25 protein-coding genes and 1 pseudogene are annotated in these 23,855 nt (G+C 63.4%); 10 read left to right on the top strand and 16 right to left on the bottom strand.

The window, feature by feature from the left end; translation table 11 throughout:
- The first annotated feature begins 22 nt into the window (after positions 1 to 22).
- Both C515_RS19495 and C515_RS0104570 read left to right on the top strand, forming a co-directional pair.
- Positions 23 to 892 carry a mechanosensitive ion channel family protein gene (locus tag C515_RS19495; protein WP_051304628.1) on the top strand — a complete coding sequence of 290 codons (870 nt, stop codon included), beginning with the start codon at positions 23 to 25 and terminating at the stop codon, positions 890 to 892.
- A gap of 224 nt (positions 893 to 1,116) precedes the next feature.
- Entirely contained in the window at positions 1,117 to 3,018 is a 1,902-nt protein-coding gene (locus tag C515_RS0104570) for a DEAD/DEAH box helicase (protein WP_051304627.1), read from the top strand.
- A gap of 131 nt (positions 3,019 to 3,149) precedes the next feature.
- Here C515_RS0104570 and rquA read toward each other — a convergent pair whose 3' ends face one another.
- Positions 3,150 to 3,860: a rhodoquinone biosynthesis methyltransferase RquA gene (gene rquA, locus C515_RS0104565; RefSeq protein WP_245574985.1), complete on the bottom strand. Its 711-nt coding sequence runs from the start codon at positions 3,858 to 3,860 to the stop codon at positions 3,150 to 3,152.
- Positions 3,861 to 4,066: 206 nt separating this feature from the next.
- On the opposite strand from rquA, the gene C515_RS22285 reads away from it, so the two are divergent.
- The 6 genes and pseudogenes from C515_RS22285 (at position 4,067) to C515_RS0104540 (ending at position 8,972) form a co-directional block, all read left to right on the top strand.
- Positions 4,067 to 4,627, top strand: a complete 561-nt coding sequence (locus tag C515_RS22285) for a DUF2799 domain-containing protein (protein WP_051304626.1) — start codon at positions 4,067 to 4,069, stop codon at positions 4,625 to 4,627.
- 546 nt (positions 4,628 to 5,173) lie between these two features.
- Positions 5,174 to 6,103, top strand: a complete 930-nt coding sequence (locus C515_RS0104555) for a branched-chain amino acid ABC transporter permease (protein WP_028454577.1) — start codon at positions 5,174 to 5,176, stop codon at positions 6,101 to 6,103.
- A 195-nt stretch (positions 6,104 to 6,298) separates the two neighbouring features.
- Positions 6,299 to 7,471, top strand: a complete 1,173-nt coding sequence (locus C515_RS19485) for an ABC transporter permease subunit (protein WP_144290352.1) — start codon at positions 6,299 to 6,301, stop codon at positions 7,469 to 7,471.
- Positions 7,464 to 7,994, top strand: a pseudogene (locus C515_RS0104545) (ABC transporter ATP-binding protein); the annotation flags it as partial. The gene C515_RS19485 and the pseudogene C515_RS0104545, both read left to right, overlap by 8 nt.
- 18 nt (positions 7,995 to 8,012) lie before the next feature.
- A complete protein-coding gene (locus tag C515_RS24985; RefSeq protein ID WP_444541987.1) occupies positions 8,013 to 8,234 on the top strand; it encodes an ABC transporter ATP-binding protein C-terminal domain-containing protein in 222 nt (73 codons plus the stop codon).
- A 12-nt stretch (positions 8,235 to 8,246) separates the two neighbouring features.
- Entirely contained in the window at positions 8,247 to 8,972 is a 726-nt protein-coding gene (locus tag C515_RS0104540; RefSeq protein ID WP_028454575.1) for an ABC transporter ATP-binding protein, read from the top strand.
- Positions 8,973 to 9,318: 346 nt separating this feature from the next.
- On the opposite strand, the gene C515_RS0104535 is transcribed toward C515_RS0104540, so the two are convergent.
- The 14 genes from C515_RS0104535 to C515_RS0104470 all read right to left on the bottom strand — a co-directional run bounded on the left by C515_RS0104535 (position 9,319) and on the right by C515_RS0104470 (position 21,524).
- Positions 9,319 to 10,803 (bottom strand): cobyric acid synthase, encoded by a 1,485-nt coding sequence (locus C515_RS0104535; RefSeq protein WP_028454574.1) that lies wholly within the window; start codon positions 10,801 to 10,803, stop codon positions 9,319 to 9,321.
- 109 nt (positions 10,804 to 10,912) lie between these two features.
- The gene (gene mog / locus C515_RS0104530) at positions 10,913 to 11,494 is read right to left on the bottom strand and encodes a molybdopterin adenylyltransferase (protein WP_028454573.1); all 582 of its coding nucleotides are present in this window, start codon (positions 11,492 to 11,494) and stop codon (positions 10,913 to 10,915) included.
- 197 nt (positions 11,495 to 11,691) lie between these two features.
- Entirely contained in the window at positions 11,692 to 12,027 is a 336-nt protein-coding gene (locus tag C515_RS0104525; RefSeq protein WP_211233975.1) for a hypothetical protein, read from the bottom strand.
- Between the two features lie 71 nt (positions 12,028 to 12,098).
- Positions 12,099 to 12,557, bottom strand: coding sequence for a DUF7832 domain-containing protein (locus tag C515_RS0104520; protein ID WP_043648118.1), 459 nt, complete (start codon positions 12,555 to 12,557; stop codon positions 12,099 to 12,101).
- A 237-nt stretch (positions 12,558 to 12,794) separates the two neighbouring features.
- Positions 12,795 to 13,004, bottom strand: a complete 210-nt coding sequence (locus C515_RS22960; protein WP_028454570.1) for a DUF3079 domain-containing protein — start codon at positions 13,002 to 13,004, stop codon at positions 12,795 to 12,797.
- A gap of 43 nt (positions 13,005 to 13,047) precedes the next feature.
- Positions 13,048 to 13,713, bottom strand: coding sequence for a response regulator (locus C515_RS0104510; RefSeq protein WP_028454569.1), 666 nt, complete (start codon positions 13,711 to 13,713; stop codon positions 13,048 to 13,050).
- A complete protein-coding gene (locus tag C515_RS19475; RefSeq protein WP_043648106.1) occupies positions 13,706 to 15,670 on the bottom strand; it encodes a type IV pili methyl-accepting chemotaxis transducer N-terminal domain-containing protein in 1,965 nt (654 codons plus the stop codon). The genes C515_RS0104510 and C515_RS19475 overlap by 8 nt, the downstream gene beginning before the upstream one ends.
- Positions 15,667 to 16,797, bottom strand: a complete 1,131-nt coding sequence (mobA, locus tag C515_RS24980) for a molybdenum cofactor guanylyltransferase MobA (protein ID WP_081686743.1) — start codon at positions 16,795 to 16,797, stop codon at positions 15,667 to 15,669. The genes C515_RS19475 and mobA overlap by 4 nt, the downstream gene beginning before the upstream one ends.
- A 176-nt stretch (positions 16,798 to 16,973) precedes the next feature.
- Entirely contained in the window at positions 16,974 to 17,429 is a 456-nt protein-coding gene (moaE, locus tag C515_RS0104495) for a molybdopterin synthase catalytic subunit MoaE (protein ID WP_028454567.1), read from the bottom strand.
- Between the two features lie 10 nt (positions 17,430 to 17,439).
- The gene (locus tag C515_RS0104490) at positions 17,440 to 17,703 is read right to left on the bottom strand and encodes a MoaD/ThiS family protein (RefSeq protein WP_245574984.1); all 264 of its coding nucleotides are present in this window, start codon (positions 17,701 to 17,703) and stop codon (positions 17,440 to 17,442) included.
- A gap of 158 nt (positions 17,704 to 17,861) precedes the next feature.
- Complete coding sequence (locus C515_RS0104485) at positions 17,862 to 19,052, bottom strand: molybdopterin molybdotransferase MoeA (protein ID WP_028454565.1); 1,191 nt, start codon at positions 19,050 to 19,052, stop codon at positions 17,862 to 17,864.
- A 2-nt stretch (positions 19,053 to 19,054) separates the two neighbouring features.
- Entirely contained in the window at positions 19,055 to 19,615 is a 561-nt protein-coding gene (gene mobB / locus C515_RS0104480; protein WP_028454564.1) for a molybdopterin-guanine dinucleotide biosynthesis protein B, read from the bottom strand.
- A gap of 96 nt (positions 19,616 to 19,711) precedes the next feature.
- Positions 19,712 to 20,713 carry a GTP 3',8-cyclase MoaA gene (moaA, locus tag C515_RS0104475; protein WP_028454563.1) on the bottom strand — a complete coding sequence of 334 codons (1,002 nt, stop codon included), beginning with the start codon at positions 20,711 to 20,713 and terminating at the stop codon, positions 19,712 to 19,714.
- Positions 20,714 to 20,888: 175 nt separating this feature from the next.
- On the bottom strand, positions 20,889 to 21,524 hold the full coding sequence (locus C515_RS0104470) for a YceH family protein (RefSeq protein ID WP_028454562.1): 636 nt from the start codon (positions 21,522 to 21,524) through the stop codon (positions 20,889 to 20,891).
- A gap of 372 nt (positions 21,525 to 21,896) precedes the next feature.
- On the opposite strand from C515_RS0104470, the gene C515_RS0104460 reads away from it, so the two are divergent.
- Both C515_RS0104460 and C515_RS0104455 read left to right on the top strand, forming a co-directional pair.
- The gene (locus tag C515_RS0104460; RefSeq protein ID WP_051304625.1) at positions 21,897 to 23,234 is read left to right on the top strand and encodes a DUF3422 family protein; all 1,338 of its coding nucleotides are present in this window, start codon (positions 21,897 to 21,899) and stop codon (positions 23,232 to 23,234) included.
- Between the two features lie 113 nt (positions 23,235 to 23,347).
- A complete protein-coding gene (locus C515_RS0104455) occupies positions 23,348 to 23,578 on the top strand; it encodes a hypothetical protein (RefSeq protein WP_028454560.1) in 231 nt (76 codons plus the stop codon).
- On the opposite strand, the gene C515_RS0104450 is transcribed toward C515_RS0104455, so the two are convergent.
- Positions 23,575 to 23,855 (bottom strand): transposase (locus tag C515_RS0104450; RefSeq protein WP_043648103.1); only part of this gene is annotated, 281 nt, incomplete at its 5' end. The genes C515_RS0104455 and C515_RS0104450 overlap by 4 nt on opposite strands.

Genomic DNA, 23,855 nt, shown 5'->3' with positions numbered 1-23,855 from the left:
CCGCGTTTGCGACTAAACTGGCATGGATTTCAATTTCTTTACCCCCATGCTCAGCAAATTCCTTCCCGCCTTCATCGACAAGGCGCTCCTGCAGGACCTGGTCGCCACGCTGATCTTCATCGTGCTGCTGCTCATTCTGCGCAGCAGCGTACGGCACGCCATCCTGCGTCGCGACGATCTGAGTCCGGACACCAAGCGGCGCTGGCTGATCACCGTGCGCAACAGCGCCCTGCTGGTCTTCCTGCTGGGTATCGCGCTGATCTGGGCGCAGCAGATCGAAACGCTGGCGGTCTCGATGGTCGCGATTGCCGCCGCCTTCGTGATCGCCCACAAGGAGCTGATCCTGTGCATGCTGGGTTCGATCTATCGCACCAGCACGCACGCCTTCCAGGTGGGCGACCGCATCGAGATCAAGGGCATGAAGGGGCTGGTGCTCGACACCCGGCTGCTGGCGACGACGCTGCTGGAGTCCAGTCATGCCGGTCAGGGCAAGGGCACGGTGGGGCGCACGCTCACGATTCCGAACAGCCTCTTGCTGTCCGAGCCGGTCTTCAATGAAACCCGGCTGGGCAGCTATGTGATCCAGACCATCCATATCGAACTGCCGCGCGCCGCCGACTGGGAAGCCGCCGAGTCCGTGCTGCTGGCGGCGGCCGGCGACATCGTGGCCGCCTATGCCGAGGACCTCGAGCGCCATCGTCGCGACATTGAGCAGGGCTTCGCGCTGGAAAGCCCGTCGCTCACGCCGCGCGTGCGCCTGTCGCTGGATGAGCACGAGACCATCACCCTGCATCTGCAGCTGCCCGTGCCGCTGGGCCAGCGCGCCCGCGTCGAGCAGGACATCCTGCGCCACTACCTGCGGGCAACCACAACAGCAGGCAAAGTACAATAATTTCGCAAAAGAGTTGCGCAGAACGCCACACCCGGTATAATGCGTTCCGGTAATGCCAAGCCCGCCTGCTGCGCGGGCTTGTTTGCTTCTCACAAGCAGTTACCCTGTGCATCGATCCTGACCTTATTCCCGCAAGCAGTTAGCGCGGTGTGACGTGGTTGGCGCGATGTTTATCTCCCGCCGTTCGTGAAGCGCGGGCCAACCCATCCTTTTCAGGACACACCATGACGCATTCCATTGCAGATACTGCCATGGCAGAGACTTCTGCTGCCGCCATCATTGCCACCGACATCGCCGCTACCGACAGCCTCAATGCAAGCCCCAACGGCTTCCTGGCTCTCGGCCTCGACCCGAAGCTGGCCAAGATGCTGGCCGACAACGACATCACCCAGCCGACCCCGGTGCAGGCCGCAACCATTCCGGCCCTGCTCGAAGGCCGTGACGTGCTGGCTTCCGCTCAGACCGGCACCGGCAAGACCGCAGCCTTCCTGCTGCCGGCGCTGCAGAAGCTGATGTCGCCCGCCAAGAACAATAGCCGTGGTCCGCGCATTCTGGTGCTGACCCCGACCCGCGAGCTGGCCGAGCAGGTCTCCAAGGTTGCCATTTCCTTCTGCCGCCCGATTCCGCGCTGCAAGGTCGTCTGCGTGGTCGGCGGCGTACCGTATCCGGTGCAGAACCGCCAGATTTCCCAGCCTTATGAAGTGCTGGTGGCCACCCCGGGCCGCCTGCAGGACCTGATGGCCTCCGGCCGCATCGACTTCCGCCGCCTGGAAACCTTCATCCTCGACGAAGCCGACCGCATGCTGGACATGGGCTTTATCGAAGAGGTCGAAGCCATCGCCGCCGCCCTGCCGGAAGAGCGTCAGAATGCGCTGTTCTCCGCCACGATTTCCGCCTCGGTCGAAGACTTTGCCGCGCCCATCCTGCGCGATCCGCAACGCATTACCGTGGCGCCGGCCGAACGCGAGCCGATCGCCCAGGCGCTGCATTACGCCGACGGTTACGACCACAAGCTGAAGCTGGCCGCCTCCTTCCTGAAGAGCCACAGCACCCAGCAGGCGGTGATGTTCACCGCCACCAAGGCTGACGCCGATCAGGTTGCCGACTGGCTGAAGCTCGAAGGCATCCGCGCCGCCGCCATGCACGGCGACCTGCCGCAAACCGCCCGCCGCCGCACGCTGGATCGCGTGCGCCGTGGTGAAGTCGATGTACTGGTCGCCACCGACGTGGCCGCCCGCGGCATCGACGTGGCCGGCATTGATCTGGTGATCAACTTCGATCTGCCGCGCGCCGCCGAAGATTACATTCACCGCATCGGCCGCACCGGCCGTGCCGGTCGCACCGGCCAGGCCATTTCGCTGATTGGCCGCAACGATGCCGTGCCGCTGATCCGTATCCGCAGCACCTACAAGATCGACTTTGAAGAACTCAATGTCGAAGGCCTGGAGGCCAACTTCCGCCCGCAGCAACGCAAGGCTGGCGGTGGTCGTGGCGGTCGCCCGCAAGGCGGCGGCAATGGTCGCCGCTTCGACAACAACGGTGGCGGCAACGGTCGCCGCTTTGAAGGCAATCGTTATGAAGGCAACGGCGGTGGCCGTCGCTTCGAAGGTGGCAATGGCCGCAATGAAGGCGGCAACCGTTTCGACGGCGGCAAGTCCTTTGACGGCAGCGTGCGCTTTGACGGCACGCGCAGCGATGCCGGCGAGCGTCGCCGCGAGTTTGGCGATGCGCCGCGTCGCAGCGAAGGCGGCCCGCGTCATCACGAAACCCGCGGTTTCAATGACAGCCACACCCGCAAGCCGCACGCCGAAGGTCGCGACAGTTTCTCCAGCGGCCGCCCGCCGCGTACCGGCGATGCGCCGCGCTTTGATGGCGCCAAGCGTTTTGATGGTGAGCGCGCACCGCGTCGCGATGGCGCCCCGCGCGCTGATGCCCCGCGTGGCGACGCCTACGGCAAGCGCTTTGAAGGCGAGCGTGCACCGCGTCGTGAAGGCGGCGAGCGCAGCCAGTACGACCGCGGCGGCAATCGCGGTGCGGCCGGCGAAGCCCGTCAGGATCGTCAGGGCGGCGAGCGTCGCCCGGGCAGCTTCAGCCAGAACAAGCCGCGCACCCCGCGCTTCGGCTAAGCCCGAGCAGCCATAAAGCAGAAAAGGATACCCAAGGGTATCCTTTTTTGTTATATATGGGGCATAGCTTGTAGGCGGATACCCATTAGGTGTATGTCATTTCGGGCAGGCACTTCCTGTGCGGCCGCAGCTCAGGCGTGCGTAACGACAACGCGCTGGTAAACCCCGCCGAAGAAGGTCTTCTTCTGCCAGGCAAATGCCGCCGGATTGCGGGCGTAGGTGCAGATTTCCCGATCCCACAGCGCCTTGGCGAACGGCTCCAGCCAGGCATTCACGCCGCGCAGCAGCCAGCCTATCGGCTGCAGCGGATGCGGGCGGTGATAATCGACAAATACCGCCTTGCCGCCCTTGGGCAACTGGTCGAGGATGTTGTTCACGATCAGGTATTTCTTGTCTTCCGGCACTTCGTGCAGCAGGAAGAAACTGCAGATCAGATCATAGGGCCGGTCTTCGGCCTGCCAGTGCGCCGCATCGGCACGCACCACGCGCGTCCACGGCTTGGCGGCGAGCTTGCGGCTGCCATGTTCGATCTGGATTGGCGTGATGTCGGTCAGATGAAAGGCGCCGGCGGGACCAACCTTGTCCGCCGCGCGCGCCACCAGATCGCCATACACGTGGGCCACTTGCCACACCCGGCTGCCGGGAGTGATTTCATCCAGATAGGACTGCATCAGGCGCTGGTCATTGGTGAACAGCAGGGTTTTGACCACGCTGTTGCGGTCAAGCAGGCGTACCCGCTTCGGATCCACATAGGCCCAGTCGTAGACCTCGGTCATGTAATCGGGAACGCCTTCGTAATACAGATCTTCATCAAGCTTGGGGTGGTTGCGGGTCATGGTCATGGCCTCGGCTGGGTAATTGAGAAGCAGCTTAGCGATTCCGGATGACGCCCGCTTTGCGCTGCACCAAAGTTTGCCGCGGCAAGCGCATGACTGAAGGACGATTCGCGCGGGGTTCACTGCCCGTTCAGCACCCCGCGCCTATCGTGGCATTGCAGCGTCCGGCAATCTCTATGCCGCCCGTGTGCAGACTGGCCCTGGAGTCCGCCATGAAATCCTTGCCGCTTGCCCTCCTCTTGCCCTGTGTGCTGTCAGCCTGTGCGGCGTTGTCCGAGCGCGAATGCCGGCAGGCAAACTGGCAGGCACTGGGTCTGCGTGATGGTCAGCTCGGCAAGCCGGTACAGTTGCAGGCATATGCCGAGGCCTGCCGGGAGCTGGGGATCACGCCTGTGGCGGCCGACTACCATCGCGGGCGCGACCTCGGCCTGCAGGCCTATTGCACGCCCGAGCGCGGCTACCGGGCCGGGCTGGCCGGTGAAACCAACCACAATGTCTGCCCGGCGGCCAGCCAGGCCGGATTTCTGCGGGCCTATCTGCAGGGCCGCGACCGTTATCTGCAGCTGCGTGACATCAATGCACTGGAAAACCGCCTGCTTGGCGCCCGCCATGACGTTCGCAAGCTGGAAGACCGGCTGGCCCGCACCAGCGATGACGGCGAACGCCGTCGGCTGCAGCGCCGGATTGCCGAGCTGGAGCGCCAGCAAAGCCGCGACCGGCTCGAGCTTGACCGCTTGCGCCTGCAATTGCATGGCCAGCCCCATGCCTACTAGGCTCTGTTGAGGGTTGATTAATTTTTACGCGATGGGCTATTTTGCCTCAGTGCAAGGCATTCGTCGCGCCGCAGTACCAGTACTGTCAGCGGCGAATAACGCCGCAATGAGGCAAAAGAGCCCATCGCCCGCAGGGCAGCCCCGCCATTCTTGCCGGAGGCTTTGTCACCAATGCTCGCAAGTACTCGTACTTGCTGTAGCGCTGTTTCGCACCCCGGCAAGCTGGCGGGGCTGCGTAAAAACTAATCAAACCTCAACAGAGCCTAAGCAATCCCCTGCTGAGCCATCCCGCGCCCGTGCGGCCTGATGCCCTCCGCGCTGCGTCCCCCACTCTGGTCACGTCTGCCAGCGAAAGTCCGGGCAGCCTCGCGCGGCCGTCCCTCCCGACCCCGCTACAGTCAGCTGCTGCGGCATGGCGGCGGCCGGCCTGCCATAAGGGATACTCGCAAGTGTTATGCACAGCAGAAGACGTTATGTTTGCATGGTCGCGTAACTGTTACGGCATAATCTGCGGCAATCTGATTCCCTCCTTTGAGGTTTTGACAAGTGGACCACCTCCTCCAACACCTGATCAATGGCCTGGTGATCGGCAGTGTGTATGCGCTGATCGCACTGGGCTACACGATGGTGTACGGCATCATGCAGCTGATCAACTTCGCCCACGGCGAAATCGTGATGATCGGCGCCATGGTAACGATCACCTGCATCAACATGCTGCTGGGCGCCAATGTGGCACTGCCGGGCATTGCGCTCCTGCTGCTGGGCCTGGCCATGGCCATCCCGGTGTCGATGGCGCTGGGTTACGGCATCGAGCGCGTCGCCTACCGGCCCTTGCGCAATGCGCCGCGCCTGGCCCCGCTGATCACGGCGATTGGCGTCTCCATCGTGCTGCAGCAGCTCGCCACGCTGATCTGGGGCCGCAATTACCGCCCCTTCCCGGCGATTCTCGACATCAAGACCTTCGAAATCGGCGGCGCAGTGATCACCAATCTGCAGGTCGCCATCATCGTGCTGGCCATCCTGATCATGGCGGCGCTGTTTTTCCTGATCGAGCGCTCCAAGCTGGGCCGCGCCATGCGCGCCACGGCACTGAACATTGATGTAGCGCGCCTGATGGGGGTGAATACCAACACCATCATTTCGCTGACCTTCGTGCTGGGCTCGGCGCTGGGCGCGGTGGCTGGCGTGATGGTCGCCGCCAACTATGACCAGGCGCATGCCTATATGGGCTTTCTGATCGGCCTGAAGGCCTTTACCGCCGCCGTGCTGGGCGGCATCGGCAACCTGGCGGGCGCGGTCGTTGGCGGCTTGCTGCTGGGCATCATCGAGAGCCTGGGCGCGGGTTATCTGTCGGATCTCACCGGCGGCGTGCTGACATCGAGCTACAAGGACATCTTTGCCTTCGCCGTGCTGATCCTGGTGCTGCTGTTCCGTCCGAGCGGCCTGCTTGGTGAACGTGTCGCGGAGCGGGCGTAACGATCGTGCCTACTTTGCGAATTCAAACCTTCACAAGCACCCGGCCAAGCCGTGCGCAAACGCGCTGCGGTGCATTGCTGCAGCCCGTTCTTGCTGACTCTCCCCACTCCCCCCGCCCTCGCCGCCGCGAGGGAGCCTCGCTGTGCTCGGGTCGTGGCAAAAACAACCTCAACGCCAAGGATTGACATCATGACCATGGCCAATTCCATTGCCGGCTGGTTCGGCGTCGGCAAACAGGGGCAGCATGCCAGGCTGCTGCTGATTCTGCTCACCGCCTTCATGCTGGTACTGCCCTTCATGCTCTCCGCCGGCTTTGACAGCGGCAACTCCTGGGTACGCACCGTCGATTTCGCCCTGCTCTACATCATGCTGGCGCTGGGGCTGAATATCGTCGTCGGCTACGCCGGCCTGCTCGATCTCGGCTACATCGCCTTCTATGCGGTGGGCGCCTATCTGTACGCGCTGCTCAATTCGCCGCAGATTGCCGCGCTGCTGCCGGCCTGGATGATGTACCCGCCGCTGCTGGTGATGCTGCTGGTGGCCGCTGTCGTCGCCGGATGTTTTGGCGTGATGCTGGGTGCCCCGACACTGAAGCTGCGCGGCGATTACCTCGCCATCGTGACGCTGGGCTTTGGCGAGATCATCCGCATTTTCATGAACAATCTGGATCGCCCGATCAACCTCACCAACGGTCCGCAGGGCATCAACAATATTGAGCGCGTGTCACTGTTCGGCCACGAGTTCGGCAAGCCGCTGGAAATCCTCGGTGTGCAGATTCCCATGGTGCATCAGTACTACTACCTGATCCTGGCCTTCTGCGTGCTGATCATCTTCGTGTCGATCCGCCTGCAGCGCTCGCGCATCGGCCGTGCCTGGGTGGCGATCCGCGAGGACGAAATCGCCGCGGCCGCCATGGGCATCAACACCCGCAACGTGAAGCTGCTGGCGTTCGCGATGGGCGCGAGCTTCGGTGGCGTTTCCGGTTCGCTGTTCGCCAGCTTCCAGGGCTTCATTTCGCCGGAATCCTTCATCCTGATGGAATCCATCCTCGTGCTGTGCATGGTGGTATTGGGCGGCATGGGGCATATTCCCGGCGTGATTCTGGGCGCCATCATCGTGTCCATCACCCCCGAGGCGCTGCGCGAGGTGGTCAACCCGCTGCAGGACATGCTGCTGGGCAAGCGCGTGGTCGACCCGGAAAACCTGCGCATGCTGCTGTTCGGCATGGCCATGATCATCATTATGCTGCTGCGCCCCGAGGGGTTGTGGCCGTCGCGCCGCCGCAAGGACGAACTGCACCCGGCGACCAAGCGCATTACCAAACAGGAAGACGCAACCCTGGACGAGGCGGAGCGCGAACATGAGTGAAGTACTGCTTGCCATTGAAGGCATCCACAAACGCTTTGGCGGCCTGCACGCGCTCAACGACGTCGGGCTGACCATCCGCAAGGGCGAAATCTATGGCTTGATCGGCCCCAACGGCGCCGGCAAGACCACGCTGTTCAACGTGCTGACCGGCCTGTATCAACCCGACGAAGGCAAGTTCACCTTTGCCGGACGCAATCTCTTTCGCCAGAAGCCGAACAAGGTGGTCGAAGCCGGCATTGCCCGCACCTTCCAGAACATCCGCCTCTTCGCCAACATGACGGCACTGGAGAACGTCATGGTCGGCCAGCACATCCGCAGCCTGACCGGCGTGCTGGGCGCCATCCTGCGCACGCCGAAGGCGCGTGCCGAGGAAAAGGCCATCCATGATCGCGCCCACGAGCTGCTTGCCTATGTCGGCATTGACCGGCATGCCGGCGAGCTGGCGCGCAACCTGTCGTATGGCGATCAGCGCCGCCTGGAAATCGCCCGTGCACTGGCAACCCGCCCGACGCTGCTGGCGCTGGACGAGCCGGCAGCCGGCATGAATCCAAAGGAAACCGAAGACCTGAAGGCGCTGATGGAAAAGATCCGCAATGACGGCGTGACCATCTTGCTGATCGAGCACGACGTAAAGCTGATGATGGGCCTGTGCGACCGCATCGCCGTGCTCGACTACGGCCGCAAGATCGCCGAGGGCCTGCCGCAGGATGTGAAGCGCGATCCGCGGGTCATCGAAGCCTACCTGGGCGTTGCCCACGAATAAGGAAGAAAGCACATGACGACAAATACTTCGCCGCTGCTTTCCGTGAAAGACCTGAAAGTGGCGTATGGCGGCATTCATGCCGTCAAGGGCATCAATCTCGAAATCAACAAGGGTGAGCTGGTGGCGCTGATCGGCGCGAACGGCGCCGGCAAGACCACCACGCTGAAAACGCTGGTCGGCATGGTCAAGCCGGCGGGCGGCAGCATCGAATTCGACGGCCAGGATACCTCCCGCCTCGCCGCGCATGACTTTGTCAGCCGTGGCCTGGTGCTGGTGCCGGAAGGTCGCGGGATTTTCTCGCGGCTGACGGTCGAGGAAAACCTGCTGATGGGCGCCTACTACCGCAACGACAAGGCCGACATCGCGCACGACATGGCGCGCGTGTACGACCTGTTCCCGCGCCTGAAGGAGCGCATGAAGCAGCTGGCCGGCACGCTGTCCGGTGGCGAGCAGCAGATGGTGGCCATCGGCCGCGCGCTGATGAGCCGCCCCAAGCTGCTGCTGCTCGACGAACCGTCCATGGGGCTGGCGCCGATCATCGTGCAGAAGATCTTCGAAATCATCCGCATGGTGGCTGCTGAAGGCGTGACCATGCTGCTGATCGAGCAGAATGCCAAACTGGCGCTGGAAACCGCCAATCGCGGCTATGTGATGGAATCGGGAGTAATCACCGTCGCCGACGACTCCAAAACCCTGCTCGCGAATCCGGCCATCCAGAGCGCCTACCTCGGTGAATGAAGCCGGGAAACCAACAACAGGGCTGCCGCTGGCAGCCCTTTTTGCTGCCTTTTCTGCCTGGCCAGGCATCTCGGGACAACCCCGATCAAGCGCATGCACAGCTGCAAAACCGGCACCAGCAGCAAGATGGCACGGCGCAAGCAATGCGCGCCAGACGTCAAATCCGACATACCTAACGCTGTATTGCTTCAAGACCCATTTAAATATTAGGCACTGGGAATATACCCATGAGGTAATCTGCTGGCGCAGGAGTCCGGCGCAATAAGCACGCCGGCGGGCATGCAGACAAAACATCAGCAGCACCCAAAACAGCGCAAGCACTTGGGCAGATCAGGGCTGCGATAGCCTACCCCGCAGGCAGCGCAAGCCCGGCTGCGGCGGCCCTGGACCAGTCAAGCGCGGCTTCGAGCGTGTCGGCCAGGCGATCAAGCTCGCGCTCGAGCAGCTCCGCGGTGGCTGGCAGCCGAGTGGTACTGCCCTGCCAGCCGGCCCAGTGCAGCAACTCGGCCAGCGCGGCCGGTGTATCGAACAGCCCATGCAGATACGTGCCGGCAATCTGGCCGTCGGGCGACAGCACGCCATGCTGCTCGGGCTCGGCACCATCGGCTTTCAGAGCCATCAGCGGTGGCCAGTCGGCGTTCAGCGTGCTTTGCCCGAGGTGGATTTCATAGCCGCTGACCGGGCTGCCACCCGCCAGCAAATGGCCGTGGCGCTGGCGCAGCGTCTTGCTGCCGGCGAGTACAGTATCCATGGGTATTAGGCCAAGGCCCTTTGCCATATTGACATCGGACTCCATACCCTGCGGATCGGCAATGGTCTCCCCCAGCATCTGGTAGCCACCACAAATGCCGATCAGCTTGCCGCCGTAACGCAGGTGGCGGGCAATCTGCGCATCCCAGCCCCAGGCGCGCAGGCTGGCCAGATCGGCGATGGTGTTCTTGCTGCCGGGCAGGATCAGCAGATCGCACGGCGGCAGCGGCTGGCCCGGGCGGGCATAACTGCAGTGCACGCCGGGATTGCGGCGCAGCGGCTCGAAATCGGTGTGGTTGGCGATGTATGGCAGGGTCGCGATGACGATGCGCAAGCCGGCATCGGCCGCGCCACTGGCTGGCGCACGCGGCAAGGCATCTTCGGCGGCAATGTCGAGATCCTGCACAAATGGCACCACAGCCAGCACCGGCTTGCCGGTCTGCGCCTCCAGCCAGTCGAGCCCATCCTGTAACAGGGCCGGATCGCCGCGAAAGCGGTTGATGATGAAACCGCGCACGCGAGCCTGTTCGCTGGCGGAAAGACAGGCCAGCGTACCCAGCAGATGGGCAAAGACGCCGCCACGATCAATGTCGGCCACCAGCCACACGGGGCAGTCTGCCTCTTCGGCGAAGCCCATGTTGGCAATATCGCCGGCGCGCAGGTTCACCTCGGCCGGGCTGCCGGCGCCTTCGACCAGTACCCAGTCGTACTGCCGCGCGAGCCGCCGCCAGGATTCGAATACCGCAGCGCGTGTCCTGGCCTTGTAGTCCCGGTAATCCAGCTGGTCGAGATTGCCCAGCAAACGGCCCTGCACGATGACCTGTGCTCGCGCCGCGCCGGCCGGCTTGAGCAGGACGGGGTTCATGTCGGAGTGCGGGGCAAGGCCGCAGGCCTGCGCCTGCACCGCCTGGGCGCGACCGATCTCGCCGCCGTCGGCGCTGACCGCCGAATTGAGTGCCATGTTCTGCGGCTTGAACGGCGCGACGGCAATGCCGCGCCGCATGAGCAGGCGGCACAGCGCAGCGGTGATCGTCGATTTGCCGGCATCCGACGTACAGCCCTGGATCATCAGGCTTGGCATGCTGGCCTGTTTGACGGTGTGTTGAGTTGATCCTGACAAAACCATGCTGGCCATGCTCCTGGCAACAGGCTGCGGCAGGCCACACGATTAGCTTGGTATCCTAGTGGCCTCATGCCCGTACCGCTGCTTTCGGGCGGAATGCCGCAATCACTTCAGGGCGCGTTTCCAGGTAAGGGCCTTCGAGCAGCTGCACGCAATACGGTACGGCGGCGAACACGCCGTTGACCAGCACCCTGCCCTCGCCGTCCTTCACGCCTTCCAGGGTTTCCTTGATCGACTTGGGTTGACCCGGCAGATTCAGAATCAGGCAGCGAGCACGGATCACGCCGACCTGGCGGCTGAGGATCGCGGTGGGAACGTAGTGCAGGCTGACCTGACGCATCTGCTCGCCAAAACCCGGCATCACACGGTCGGCTACCGCCAAAGTCGCATCCGGCGTGAGATCGCGCAGCGCCGGCCCGGTACCGCCGGTGGTCAGCACCAGATCGCAAGCTTCCTCGTCGACTAGTTCCTTCAGCGTCGCCTCGATCACGGCCTGCTCATCCGGAATCAAGCGCTCGACGAATTCACAGGGGTTGAGCAAGGCAGCGGACAACCACTCGCGCAGCGCCGGAATGCCCTTGTCTTCATACACGCCGAGGCTGGCGCGGTCGGAAGTGGAAACAAGGCCGATTTTGACGGGATCAGGCATGGAATAACTCGCAAAAAATGGACCGTAGGGTGTGCAAAACCCGCAGGGATTTGCGCACCACAGCACGTTTCAAATAAACAAAATGCGTTTGCGGCTCATGCCTGCGTTCACAAACCTTATGATTTGCAAACACTGCATCACTTGCACGGGCCGCACTTGCTGCTCTCAAAATTTCAGATTTCGCAAGCTAGATATATTCAGCCACCAAGCTTCTCGGAAATAACAAAGACCTGAACTGGAGACATCGAGCATTCTTTACTGGATGCTTCATTGCTCGTAATAACCTCAATCTGATGACCAGCCTTTTCCACGAAAGTCACTAGATGAATCTGCCGATACACATCGCTTGATAGTTTTTCCGATGCCATGAGTTTGACTTTGGTTTTGGAAAAATCGATAGCTTCGTTGCTGATTAGCTTGGCATTTTTGAGGTGAATATGCGCCATCGCTGCAGCCCAATTATTGGGGTCTGAGCACTCAGGGTTTTTAGCCATCGAAAAGCCGGCAACAGAAGAAAAAAGAAAAACTGCCACGAGTAATTGCATTTTTCACCAATTAAAAATACCGGCGATCTAGCCGGATTAAATGAAGCCCGGCATAGCCGTCAAGATTCAATTGGCTTGGCCTTCTTGGTTCTTGTCTCTTTCCAAGCCGAAAATCTATCCGAGATAACACGATGAATGATCGTTTCATTCTCTAGTGTGTACTCAACATGAAACTCGCTTGGCAGCTCTTTTTGCAAATACTGATGGTAATCATCCAGGTATTCTCCTTTACTGAAATCAAAATAAGCTTTGGCAAAGGCATTGCCCTGCATGTTCAGCATGTCAGAAATCAAGCAAGCATCCCACCAGCCATAGATTTGATTGATGCTCGCCTTGCCTTCGCGGTACTCAGTCAAATCCTTCTCAACATCAGAACAGAAAGAGGCGCTCATCAGCTCGTTTTTGATAAGCCATGACAAGAAAAAAGTCGTGTGGTGGTATGCATGCTCTCCTGGCAGACCCAAACTTTCCACCTCTTCACAGTGATACTTTGCCTTGTCATACACGTGTAATTTCATACCCACTTACCCGCGGTAAAGCGCATTTGCGCGCAACTTGAACTAAATGAAATAAAATTCAGCATGATCAATGCACGCATTCTTGGCAAGGCTTTCATCTAACCTGCGCGCAAACTTGCCACACGCTTAAGTCGGCAAGCCCGGCCCTTGCCGCCGCCAAGCAGCGCAAGTGTGGTCGGGGGGCGCAGACGAATGTCCGCGATCAGCAGAAGCACTTGCGGGACGCAGGCAGGTCGTTCAATGGTTTTCGCCAGCCAATTCACCGGTTTCGCCAGCACACACATCACCAGCCTCCCACGTCGCCCAGTCCTCGCCCCAGACCTCCACCGGGTGCTGCGTGCGACCGGCGCCGTTGCCGCAGCGCAGGTCGTCTGCAGCGCAGTAGCGGTCACAGCCCCAGCAGATGCGTTCGGGGTGGGCGGGGTTATCGGGGAATTTTTTTGCCACGGCTGATTTGACCTATACCCAGTCTTGTATTGGCATGCAGCCTTTACTGTATGCCGTGTTCAACAGCATACACCGCCGCCTGCACGCGACTGGAGAGGCCGAGCTTCTTCAGGATGTTCTGCACGTGGATTTTCACCGTGCTCTCGGCCACGTCGAGCTGGCGGGCGATTACCTTGTTGCTCGAGCCATGAGCCAGACAGGCGAGGATTTCGCGCTCGCGCGGGGTGAGTTTGTCCTTTTCCACCGCAATCGGCGCGGCGCCGGCGGCGCGGAATTGCTGCACCAGCTTCGCGGTCATGCCCTCGGCGATCACCGCTTCGCCGTCATGCGCGCGGCGCACGGCGTTCACCAGGTAGTCGGCGTCAATGTTCTTCAGCAGGTAGCCGCGCGCGCCATTGCGCAGCGCGGTGGCAAGGTCTTCGGCGTCCTCCGAGACGGTGAGCATCAGCACCGCAGTATCCGGCGAATCCTGCAGGATCAGCTGCAGTACCTCAAGGCCAGAGAGGCCAGGCATGTTGAGGTCGAGCAGCACGACGTCGGGCTTGAGTTCATGCACGCGCTTGAGCCCCTCGGTGCCGTCCGCCGCTTCGCCAACGATGTGCAGGTCGGCCTGTTTGGAGAGCAGCAGCTTCACGCCGCTGCGAAACAGCGTATGGTCGTCGATCAGCAGGACACGGATGGGTGCAGCGGGCGTGGCGGTATCAGACATGCTCGTTCCTTGATGGTTTGTGGCGCTGGCTCTCAGGCAGCACCAGCCGCAGGCAGACGCCAGCGGCGGATTCGATGGTCAGCGTCGCGCCGACGCGGGCGGCGCGCTCCTGCATGATGCGCAGGCCCACATGGCGTTCGGCACGCTCGGCCAGCAGCGCTGCGTCAAAGCCGGGGCCGTTGTCGTGCACGGTGAGCTGCAGATCGGGGCCTTCGACATAACTGACGGTGACCTGATCGGCGCCCAGCGCGTGCTTGCGCACGTTGGAGAGCGCCTCCTGCAGGATGAAGAGGATCTGGATCTGTTCATCCGGCGGCAGCGGCACACCGTGGCCGCTGCTGGTGAACGACACCTTCATGCCGGTCTGCCGGCGGAATTTGGCGACAGTGGCCTCCAGCGCGGTATTGAGATCACCCTCGCCCAGGCGGCTGCGGAAATTCAGCAGCAGGTCGCGCACGTCGTCATAGCTTTCCTGCACGCCGGCGTGCAGCAGCGGCACGATGTCGCGGGCTTCATCCAGATTGTCCCTGGCTAGGCAGTCTTCCAGCATCTGCACCTGCAGGTTCAGGAAGGACAGGCCCTGCGCGATGCTGTCGTGCAGGCCTTGCGCGAGCAGGTTGCGCTCCTGGGTGACCGCCAGCTCGCGCTCGCTGGCGGCAAGTCGCAGGTTTTCGAGCGCATTGCCCAGGTGGTTGCCCAGGCTGTCAAGCAGTTGCAGCTCGCGAGCTGAAAACGGATGCGGCTCGCGGAAATACAGGCTGAAGTAGCCCGTCTGCATGAGGCCAGCCTGTGCCTGGCGCGCGCGCACCGGAAAGGCGGTGACCTGGTCAAAACCCTGCTTTTCGCAATCGCGCGGGAAACCGTGCGGCACGCCCTTGCGGAAGTCGTGAATCACCGCGCTGTTCTGCTGCACGACGGCGCCGCACAGGCAGTCCTCGATCTGGCGGCAATGCGGCGCATCCAGCAGCACTTCGGGCAAATGATCGGCGACCATGAGATTGGCGTTTTGCTGGGCCGGGTCGAGAACGCGCACACTGCCGGCATCGGCGCCAAACCATTCGCGCAGCCGCTCGATAAAGCCGCGGCACAGCTCTTGGGCGGGATGGTTTTCATTGAGCCAGACGGTGCTGCCATACAGCAGCGACAGTTCGCGGTTCTGCTCGTTCAGCGCGGCGGTCTTTTCGGCGACGCGCGCTTCCAGCGTGCCGTAGGATTCGGCCAGGCGATCCGCCATGTGGTTGAAGCCCTCGGCCAGCGCGCCGAATTCATCGCGCGTTTCCACCGGCAGGCGCACGCTGAGGTCGCGCGAGGCCATGCGCTGCATGCCGTCCTGCAGGCGCTCGAGCGGGCGGAAAATCAGCAGGAACATCAGGTAGATCTGCGCGGTACAACCGGCCACCGCCATCGCGATGAGCATCAGTTGCGAGAGGCGCAGCCAGAAGGTGCGCCGCGCATTGTATTCCTCGACCAGGGTGACGAGCGCGTTGACCTCGCCGACAAAGCGGTCGGAATCGGCGCGCAGGTCAGTCCAGCCCGGCAGGCGCCGCCCCTGCAATACATCATTGGCCCAGCGCGCGATGCTGGCGTCGTAATGCTGGCGGATGCGTGCGAACACCTGGCGCACCTCGGCATCCTGCGGCAGGTAAAGCGGGCGGGCCGGGTCGCCATGCTGCAGCAGGTCCAGCGTGGCGGTGAAGGTGTCACGCTCGTCGAGAATGCGCGCTTTCAGGGCCGGGTCGCGCGTCGCGACGTATTCCTGCATCGACAGGCCCAGCTGGTAGGTCTGCTTTCTGAGGCTGCCCGCCGCATTGATCGCTGCCGCGCCGCCTTCCAGCTGCCAGGAAAGGTAGAGTGTCGCGCCAATGGCCAAAAGGCCGATGGCCAGCGTCAGCATCAGAAAGCCCGTGACCCGGGCCGACAGGCTGCGGGCCGGCGGCAGCACGGCGCCGAGGTTCACGCCGCCTCCGCGCGCCAGTGGCCGGATTTGCCGCCGGTTTTTTCCAGCAGCCGTACGCCGTCCATGACCATGCCCTTGTCCACCGCCTTGCACATGTCGTAGATGGTCAACAGCGCCACTTGCACGGCGGTGAGCGCTTCCATTTCGACGCCGGTCACGCCAAAGGTCGACGCGGTGACTTCGCAGTGCACGCAGCTGGCGGCTTCATCGAGCCGGAAGGCGACTTCGACGCCGGAAAGCGGCAGCGGGTGACACAAGGGCACCAGATCGGCGGTGCGCTTGGCACCCATGATGGCGGCAATGCGCGCGATGCCGAGCACGTCACCCTTCCGGTGCGAACCGGCGGCGATCTTCGCCAGTGTTGCAGGCAGCATGACAATGCGCCCGGCCGCGCGTGCCACACGCTGTGTCGGCGTCTTGCCGCCCACATTCACCATGTGCGCCTGGCCTTCGGCGTTGAAATGGGTGAACCCGGACGCCTGATCTTGAGCACTCATGTTCTGGATATCCTCCGGGGTATTCAGGTTGGGAAACATTGCGTCGTTGAATTCTACGGGCATACCCCCGTTGTCTGCCAGCCAGCGCATCAAGCGCAAATCGCCGCGCGCCAGCCGCGCGCGCAAGTCCGGCAGCAAGCCGCGCGAAACAAGGCAGATCGCCGGATGCGCGCGGCCTCTGCTGGATGCATGGGCGCAGGGCGCGCCGCCCGCGCACGCGGCTTCCAGCCTGGCCAGCAGCTCGGTCGGCAAGACGGGTACATCGCAGGGAATCACCAGCAGGTAATCGGCGTCGGTCGCCGTCAGCGCCGCCTCGATGCCGGCCAGCGGCCCCGGAAAGCCCGGCCAGTTGTCGCGCAGCACCGGCAGCCCCAGCGCGGCATAGTCATCCGGATTGCGGTTGGCGGAAATGCAGATTTCGTCCGGCACGCGGCTTTGCGCATGCAATTGCGCCAGCACATGGACAACCAGCGGGCGAGCAGCGAGCAACTGCAGTCCCTTGTCCACCCCGCCCATGCGGCGTCCCTGCCCGCCTGCGAGAATCACCGCGGCGATGCGGCTTGCTCCCGCCGCTGTCTGCGGGGAAGTGCTTGCGGGAGACACCGCGTTTGTCATTGCGTTTGCGGGCATGCACTCACCTTGTCTGAAAACAGCTCATGCAAACACCAAAAACCGTTTGAAGCACAGAGGTGCAGAGATCACGGGGAAAAGCGGGGCAATCCTCGGCATTTCCCATGGTTTTGCCTCTGCTGTGTTTCTGTGATTCATTCGGGTTTTGCTTGAAACACCCTGCCAAGCAAGCGCGTTCATTGCCCTTGCTGCCAGCGCGCCAGCGCCTTGGCGTCGCTGTCCTTGGCTTCGACCCAGGCAGCGCCCTCGCCCGTCGTTTCCTTCTTCCAGAACGGTGCGTCATTCTTCAGCCAGTCCATGATGAACTGGCTGGCGGCATAGGCCGCGTCGCGGTGCGCACTGGCGGTCAGCAGCAGCACGATCTGGTCGGACAGTTTCAATTCGCCGACGCGGTGGATCACCGTCACGGCGGAGAGCGGCCAGCGCTCGCCAGCTTGCGCCACGATTTTTCCCAGCTGTTTCTCCGTCATGCCAGGGTAGTGTTCCAGCGTCATGCCGGCGAGCCGGCCGGGGACGTCGCGCACCAGCCCGACAAAGGCGACCACCGCGCCGACTTCGGGCCTGCCGGCCAGCAATGCATACTCGTCGGCCAGCGAAAAATCAGCCTCCTGCACGCGGATCGTTACGTCCATGGTGCGCCCCTCAGCCGCCGGTGACCGGCGGAAACAGCGCCACTTCGGCATTGGCCGGAAGCACGTCCGCCAGCCGCGCCATGTCCTGGTTGATCGCCGCGCGAAACACGCGCGCGCCGCCGAATTCCGCCGCCCAGTCGCCACCGCGCGCAATCAGCAGCGCGACCAGATCGGCCAGCGTCGCCCCCTCGGGCAAGGCCAGTTCTTCCTCACTCGTGCGCAGCACATCGCGCAAACGGGCGAAGTACAGCACGCGGACAGTCATTTCAGCCATGTTCACCGTTCCCAAATTTCACTACAGAGAAAAAGCGGAACAGCCACTGCCCGCTTTGTCTGCTCTGTGCCTCTGTGCCTCTGTGCCTCTGTGCCTCTGTGCCTCTGTGCCTCTGTGCCTCTGTGCCTCTGTGCCTCTGTGCCTCTGTGGTTCACGTTTCAAAGCAGCCCCGACAGCGGCAGAAAGCGCACCGGGGCATTTTCGGCAATGGTCTGTCCGGCCGGCAGGTCCACCAGGCCATCGGCCCACGCCAGCGAGGTCATCACGCCCGAGCCCTGATTGGGATAGAGCACCAGCCGGCCATCGTCGCCCAGCTTCACGCGCAGGAATTCGCGGCGATCGCCCGCCTTCGTCCAGGCAAAACCGGCCGGCAGCTGCCAGGCCTGCGGCGCGATCTTGCCCGCGCCGCTGCGTGCCAGCAGGAAGGGCCGCACCAGCAGCAGAAAAGTCACGAAGGCCGACACCGGATTGCCGGGCAGGCCGATGAAATCGGCGTCGGCGATGTTTCCATAAGCAAAGGGCTTGCCCGGCTTGATGGCGATTTTCCATACATTCAGCTCGCCCAGCGCCTGCACGGCCGCCTTCACATGGTCTTCCTCGCCTACCGACACGCCACCGGTGCTGATCACCACGTCGTGGCTGGCAGCCAGCCGCGCCAGCTCGTCGCGGGTGCGGCCGAAATCGTCGGCGACCAGCCCGGCGACGGTCAGCTCGCAGCCCAAGCGCTGCAAGAGCCCGGTGAGCGCGTAGCGGTTGCTGTTGTAGATCTGGCCGGCCGCCAGCGGCTGGCCCGGCTCGACCAGCTCGTCGCCGGTATTGATGAGCGCGACCTTGAGCGGCGCGTACACGCTGACTTCGGCAATGCCGATGGACGCCAGCAGCGCCAGCGCCGCGGGGTCGAGCCGCTCGCCGCGCGCCAGCACGATGGCACCTTGCGCAATGTCCTCACCGGCACGGCGGATGTGCTGGCCGGCACGCAAGGGCCTGGCGATCTGCAGGGTATCGCCCTGCAGCTCACAATTTTCCTGCATCTCCACCGCATTACACCCAGTAGGTATCGGCGCACCGGTGAAGATGCGCGCGGCACAGCCAGGCGGCAACGGCTGCGGATCGTCGCCGGCGGCAATGCGCGCGACCACCGGGAAAGTGGCCGGTGCTGCGGTAAAGTCGGCGACATGGAAGGCGTAGCCGTCCATCGCGCTGTTGTCGAAGCCGGGCACGGCCAGCGGCGCGATCACGTCGGCCGCCAGCACGCGGCCATCGGCGGCGGCCAGCGCAACGCTTTCGCTGCGGGAAGGGGAACGGGCGGCGGCCAGCAGCCGGGCCAGTGCGGTATCGAAATCAAGCATGGTCAGTGGGTATCGAGTTTAAGGTGGCTGACGATAAACGCCGCCAGCGCAGGAATGTCATTCAGGTCAAGCCATGGTAAGGCAGGTGCTGGCTGGCTGTCGCAGGAATCGCCGTCTGAACTCCGGCGATGGACATCAGAGTCAGCAGGTCTGCTGTCGCTGGCCACGGCCACTATGCCGTGATCGTCGGTGGCCAGCAGCGGTTTGCCGTTGGCCGCGCGCCAGACTTCCAGGCGCGGGATGGCTTCGCGCTTGAAACCTTCGACCAGCGTCAGGTCAGCAGGAGCAAGGCGCGCCAGCAAATCAGCCAGCGCGGGTTCGGGTGCTTCGCGCAGCGGGTGGCTCAGCACAAAGCCCCAGGGCGTGGCGAGCATGACCTCCTGCGCGCCGGCCTCGCGAAAGCGCGCGCTGTCCTTGGTTGGTGGCTCCATCGCGGGTATATGGTGGGAATGCTTGATGACATTGACCCGCAGGTCCATACCCATCAGGACAGGCAGCAGCTTCTCGATCAGCGTCGTCTTGCCCGAGCCCGACCAGCCGCAGATGCCCAGCACCTTCATCATTCAAAGCCTTTCACCACAGAGACACAGAGGTGCACAGAGAAAGACTTCAAAAATGCCCTCCTCTGTGCCTCTGTGGTTCAATTTTTTAGTCACGCCTCAGCCCCCCGTCTGCGACATGAAGCGCACGATCTTGGCCGGCTGCTCGCGGAATTCGTGCCGTTCCGGCTTCAGTTCGATGGCGGCGCGGATCGCGGCCTCCAGCTCGGCATCGGAACAGCCTGCACGCAGCAGCGGGCGCAGTTCGTATTTTTCCTCCTGCCCCAGACACAGGTAGAGCGTGCCGTCGACCGACAAGCGCACGCGGTTGCAGGTCGCGCAGAAGTGCTGCGAGATGGGCGTGATGAAGCCGATCTGCCCGCGCCCGTCTGCGGTTTGCCAATAGCGCGCCGGGCCACCGCCCAGTTCCTGCGCACAGGGTTCCAGACCGAAGCGCTCGATGAGCTGCGGACGGACTTCGTCAATCGGCAGGTAATGCGCATTGCGGCCGGTGTCGCCGACCGGCATGGTTTCGATCAGCCGCAGGATGAAGCCTTCATTGAGGCAGAACTGCGCCATGCGCTCGATCTCGTGATCGTTCACGCCGCGCATGGCGACCATATTGAGCTTGATCGGGCTGAAACCGGCATCCTTGCCGGCCATGATGCCGGCCATGATGGCGTCGAAGCTGTCGCGCCCGGTGACCGAATTCAGGCAGGCCTTGTCCAGCGAATCGAGGCTGACATTGATGCGCGCCAGGCCAGCCGCTTTCAGCGCCTGCGCGTGCTTGCCCAGCTGCGTGGCGTTGGTGGACAGGGAAAGGTCGCGGACACCATCAATGGCTGACAGTTTGCCGACCAGATCAACCAGATTGCGCCGCAGCAGCGGCTCGCCGCCGGTCAGGCGCACGCGCGATACGCCAAGGCGGGCAAAGGCGGCGACCACGCGCTCGACTTCGGCAAAAGTGAGCCAGTCCGCGGGCTCCGCGTAGCCGTCAAAGCCGCGGGGCAGGCAGTAGCTGCAGCGCAGGTCGCAGCGGTCGGTGACCGACACGCGCAGGTAGCGCACGCTGCGGCCGAAGCGGTCGGTCAGGGTTGGAGCAGGGCTGGCGGTTGTTGTCATGGGGTTTTTCCTCACTGCGCCAGTCTAAGTGTTTCCGGCAAGCATGACAGTTAGTCGGACGAGTTAAGGAATTAGTACAAAGTGACTAGATTTTTTGCTCAACAGGCGCCAGGTCAGGCCAGCCGGCTGATCTTTGCCAAGCGCTACCCAGACGGAAAATCAGGCCGCGCCAGCTTCAGGAACGCGCCAGCACCAGCTCGCGCAGCTCGGCGACCTCGGCGCGCAGCGCTTCCACTTCGGCGCGCAGCTCGCTGATTTCAGCGCTATCGCCCCGCGTGCCAGCCGCAGCGGGCGCGGACACGTCGACCTCGCCGCACAGCAGATGCGCCCAGCGCACCTCGCGCGCGCCCGGCTGGCGCGGCAGCTTCACCGTCAGCGCGCCCTGCTCGCGCTCGGCCAGCTCTTCCAGAAAGCCCTCGGCGGCGGAAATGTCGGAAAAGCGGTGCAGGCGCTCGCAATTGAGCCGCAATTCGCCGGCGGTTTGCGGGCCGCGCAGCATCAGCACGGCCAGCAGTGCCACCGACTGGCTGGGCAGCTGCAGCGCGCGGCCCAGCGTGTGTTCGTAGCGCTTGGCGCGATTGCCGAACACTTCGTTCACCATCTGCCGCTCGCGCAGCGTTTCCAGCGCGGCCAGCACGTCGGCGTCGCCGAGTTCCAGCACCGGGTCGCGGCTGCTTTTCTGGTTGCAGCCGGCCACAAGGCTGTTGAGCGTCAGCGGATAGGTGTCGGGCACCGTGTGCTGTTTCTCGATCAGCACGCCCAGTACGCGCGATTCATTGAGGCTGAGGGCGGGGAAAACGGGGTCGGTCATGGCGGGCGGCTCGCAGTGAAATCGAGTGCGCATTATGCATGCGTCTGCCCTGCTTGCGGGCAAGGGCTGCTGCGCAGGGAGCCCTCTTGCGCCATTATTGTGCGCCGCACAACAGCGTACACGGCGATACGCTTTGCTACAGCAAGGAACCGCCCTGCCCAGACTGAATTACAGTGCCAGGTATTGCCATGCAGCCATTTATGCTAATTGGCTGCAGCAACATACCCATGCCATTCATCATGAACTCCCATCCCGCTGGCCACCATGGTCCGCGCTTGGGGCAGCATGGAATTGTCACAGGCACGGCGCATGCTGGGAAAGCCGGGCAGCCACCCGCTGCCACCCTGCTCCATCCCACAAGGAGACGACGCCATGGACAGCACCATCACCCGCCCGACCCCGGCCTTCGCGCTGACGCTGCACGATCACCCGCAGCGCCGCACCATCGCCAGCGACGCGCTGGCCCACCCCTACACCATGGTGCCCACACCGGGGCGCGTGAGCCACATTGCCTGGCTCAACCGCAATGTCAGCGCCGTGCAGGAGCAATGGCTGATCGCCGAACTGGCGCTGCACCACCGCCTGGCCGCTCCGCGCACGCCGGTCAGCCATGTGCTGCTGGAGCTGCCCTTTGGCCAGCTGCTGTGGACGCGCCACGCCGAGTTTTCGTCGATCACCGTCAGCGCCGCCCTGCCCGCCGCGCAACTGGATGCGCGCGGCGATTTTGCCGAGCCCGCGCTGGCGCTGCTGCCGCCCGAATGGCTGGCGCAACTGCCGGGCAATGTGCTGGTCGCCGCGCACGCGCTGGTGCTGCCGTATGCGACGGTGCCGGTCAGCGTTCCGCGGCTGGCCGAGCGCTTTTTTGCCGGCAACGAGCTGCTCGGCGCCGACATCGGCGACGGCGCCGGCGTGGCCTACAGCGATGCGGTGATCCATGCCGACGGCTTCTCGCGCTATGTGCTGGCCGACCGCATGATGGGCCGCCGCCAGGCCGGGCGCATGCTGCAGCGCCTGTTCGACATCGACGGCTATCGCCAGCTCGCCATGCTGGCGCCGCCGCTGGCAAAGAACATCGCCCCCGAGCTTGACGCGGCCGAGCGCGAACTCGCCGAGCTGACCGGCGCGATGCCGAAGGCCCGCCAGGAAGACGAAGCGCCGCTGCTCGATCGCCTCACGCAACTGGCCGCGCGCATCGAAAGCGCGCTGTCGCGCACCGACACGCGTTTCACCGCCGCGCGCAGCTACCAGGACATTGTCGAGCGCCGGCTGGCCGAGCTGCGCGAGTCGCGGATCCAGGGCCTGCAACCCTTCGGCCAGTTTGTCGCCCGCCGCCTCACGCCGGCGCTGGAATACTGCGGCGTAATCGCGCAGCGCCAGCGCGAGCTGGCCGAGCGCGTCAGCCGCGCCACGGCGCTGCTGCGCACGCGGGTGGACATCGGCCTGGAGCAGCAGAACCAGCAGCTGCTGGGTTCGATGGAACGCCGCACCGCCCTGCAATTGCGCCTGCAGGAAACGGTGGAGGGCCTGTCGGTCGCCGCGATCAGCTACTACCTGCTGGGCCTGCTCGGCTACGCGCTCAAGGGCCTGAAGGCCGGTGGCCTGCACCTGAACGTCGAGCTGACCAGCGCCCTGCTGATTCCGCTGGTCGCCGGCGGCGTCGCCTGGGGGCTGCACCGCACGCGCCGGCACCTGCTGCGCGAGCATGGCTGAATGAACACGCCGACCGTGCTCGACGCCCGGCAGCAGCAAGGCCGCAGCTTGAAACCTGCAAGGACAGAGGCACCGAGACACAGAGGAAAGACAAATCAGCAGAAGCAGGCCCGGTGGGCCGCATCGCAGATTTTGGTGGCTTAGTGCTGCTGTTGCGGGTTGGGCTGAACAATCTTGCCCGCCAGAAAACATGCATGGGTATTGCCATGCAGCCATTTATTGGCAATGGCTGCATGGCAATACCCTATTGGTTGATCTGGGGTTGGCATTCGCCGTCGGCACCCGGCGCCATCGGGCAGCGCGGTCTGCAGGCGTGGATTTCCGCCACGATCCTGATGCACTAGTGCTCTGAGCGCAACGAATCTTTAGCTTTCGCAACCTTTTCCAATATCGCAGATGACGTCGCGGTCCAGCGGTAAGGCTTGGGGGTGGCGTTGCGCTGCTCAAGGTAGCGCGCAATGGTTTCCTCCAGCTCCCCGACGCTGCGAAACACACCCCGGCGCAGCTGGTCATCGGTCAGGTCGCGAAAAAAACGCTCGACCAGATTCAGCCAGGACGCACTGGTCGGAGTGAAGTGCAGATGGATGCGCGGATTTTTGGCCAGCCACTCCCGCACCTGCG

The sequence above is a fragment of the Chitinilyticum litopenaei DSM 21440 genome, assembly GCF_000428145.1.
Lineage (GTDB): Bacteria > Pseudomonadota > Gammaproteobacteria > Burkholderiales > Chitinibacteraceae > Chitinilyticum > Chitinilyticum litopenaei.
The sequence above is the reverse complement of the archived record's forward strand: the minus strand, read 5'-3'. Positions and strand labels throughout refer to the sequence as shown.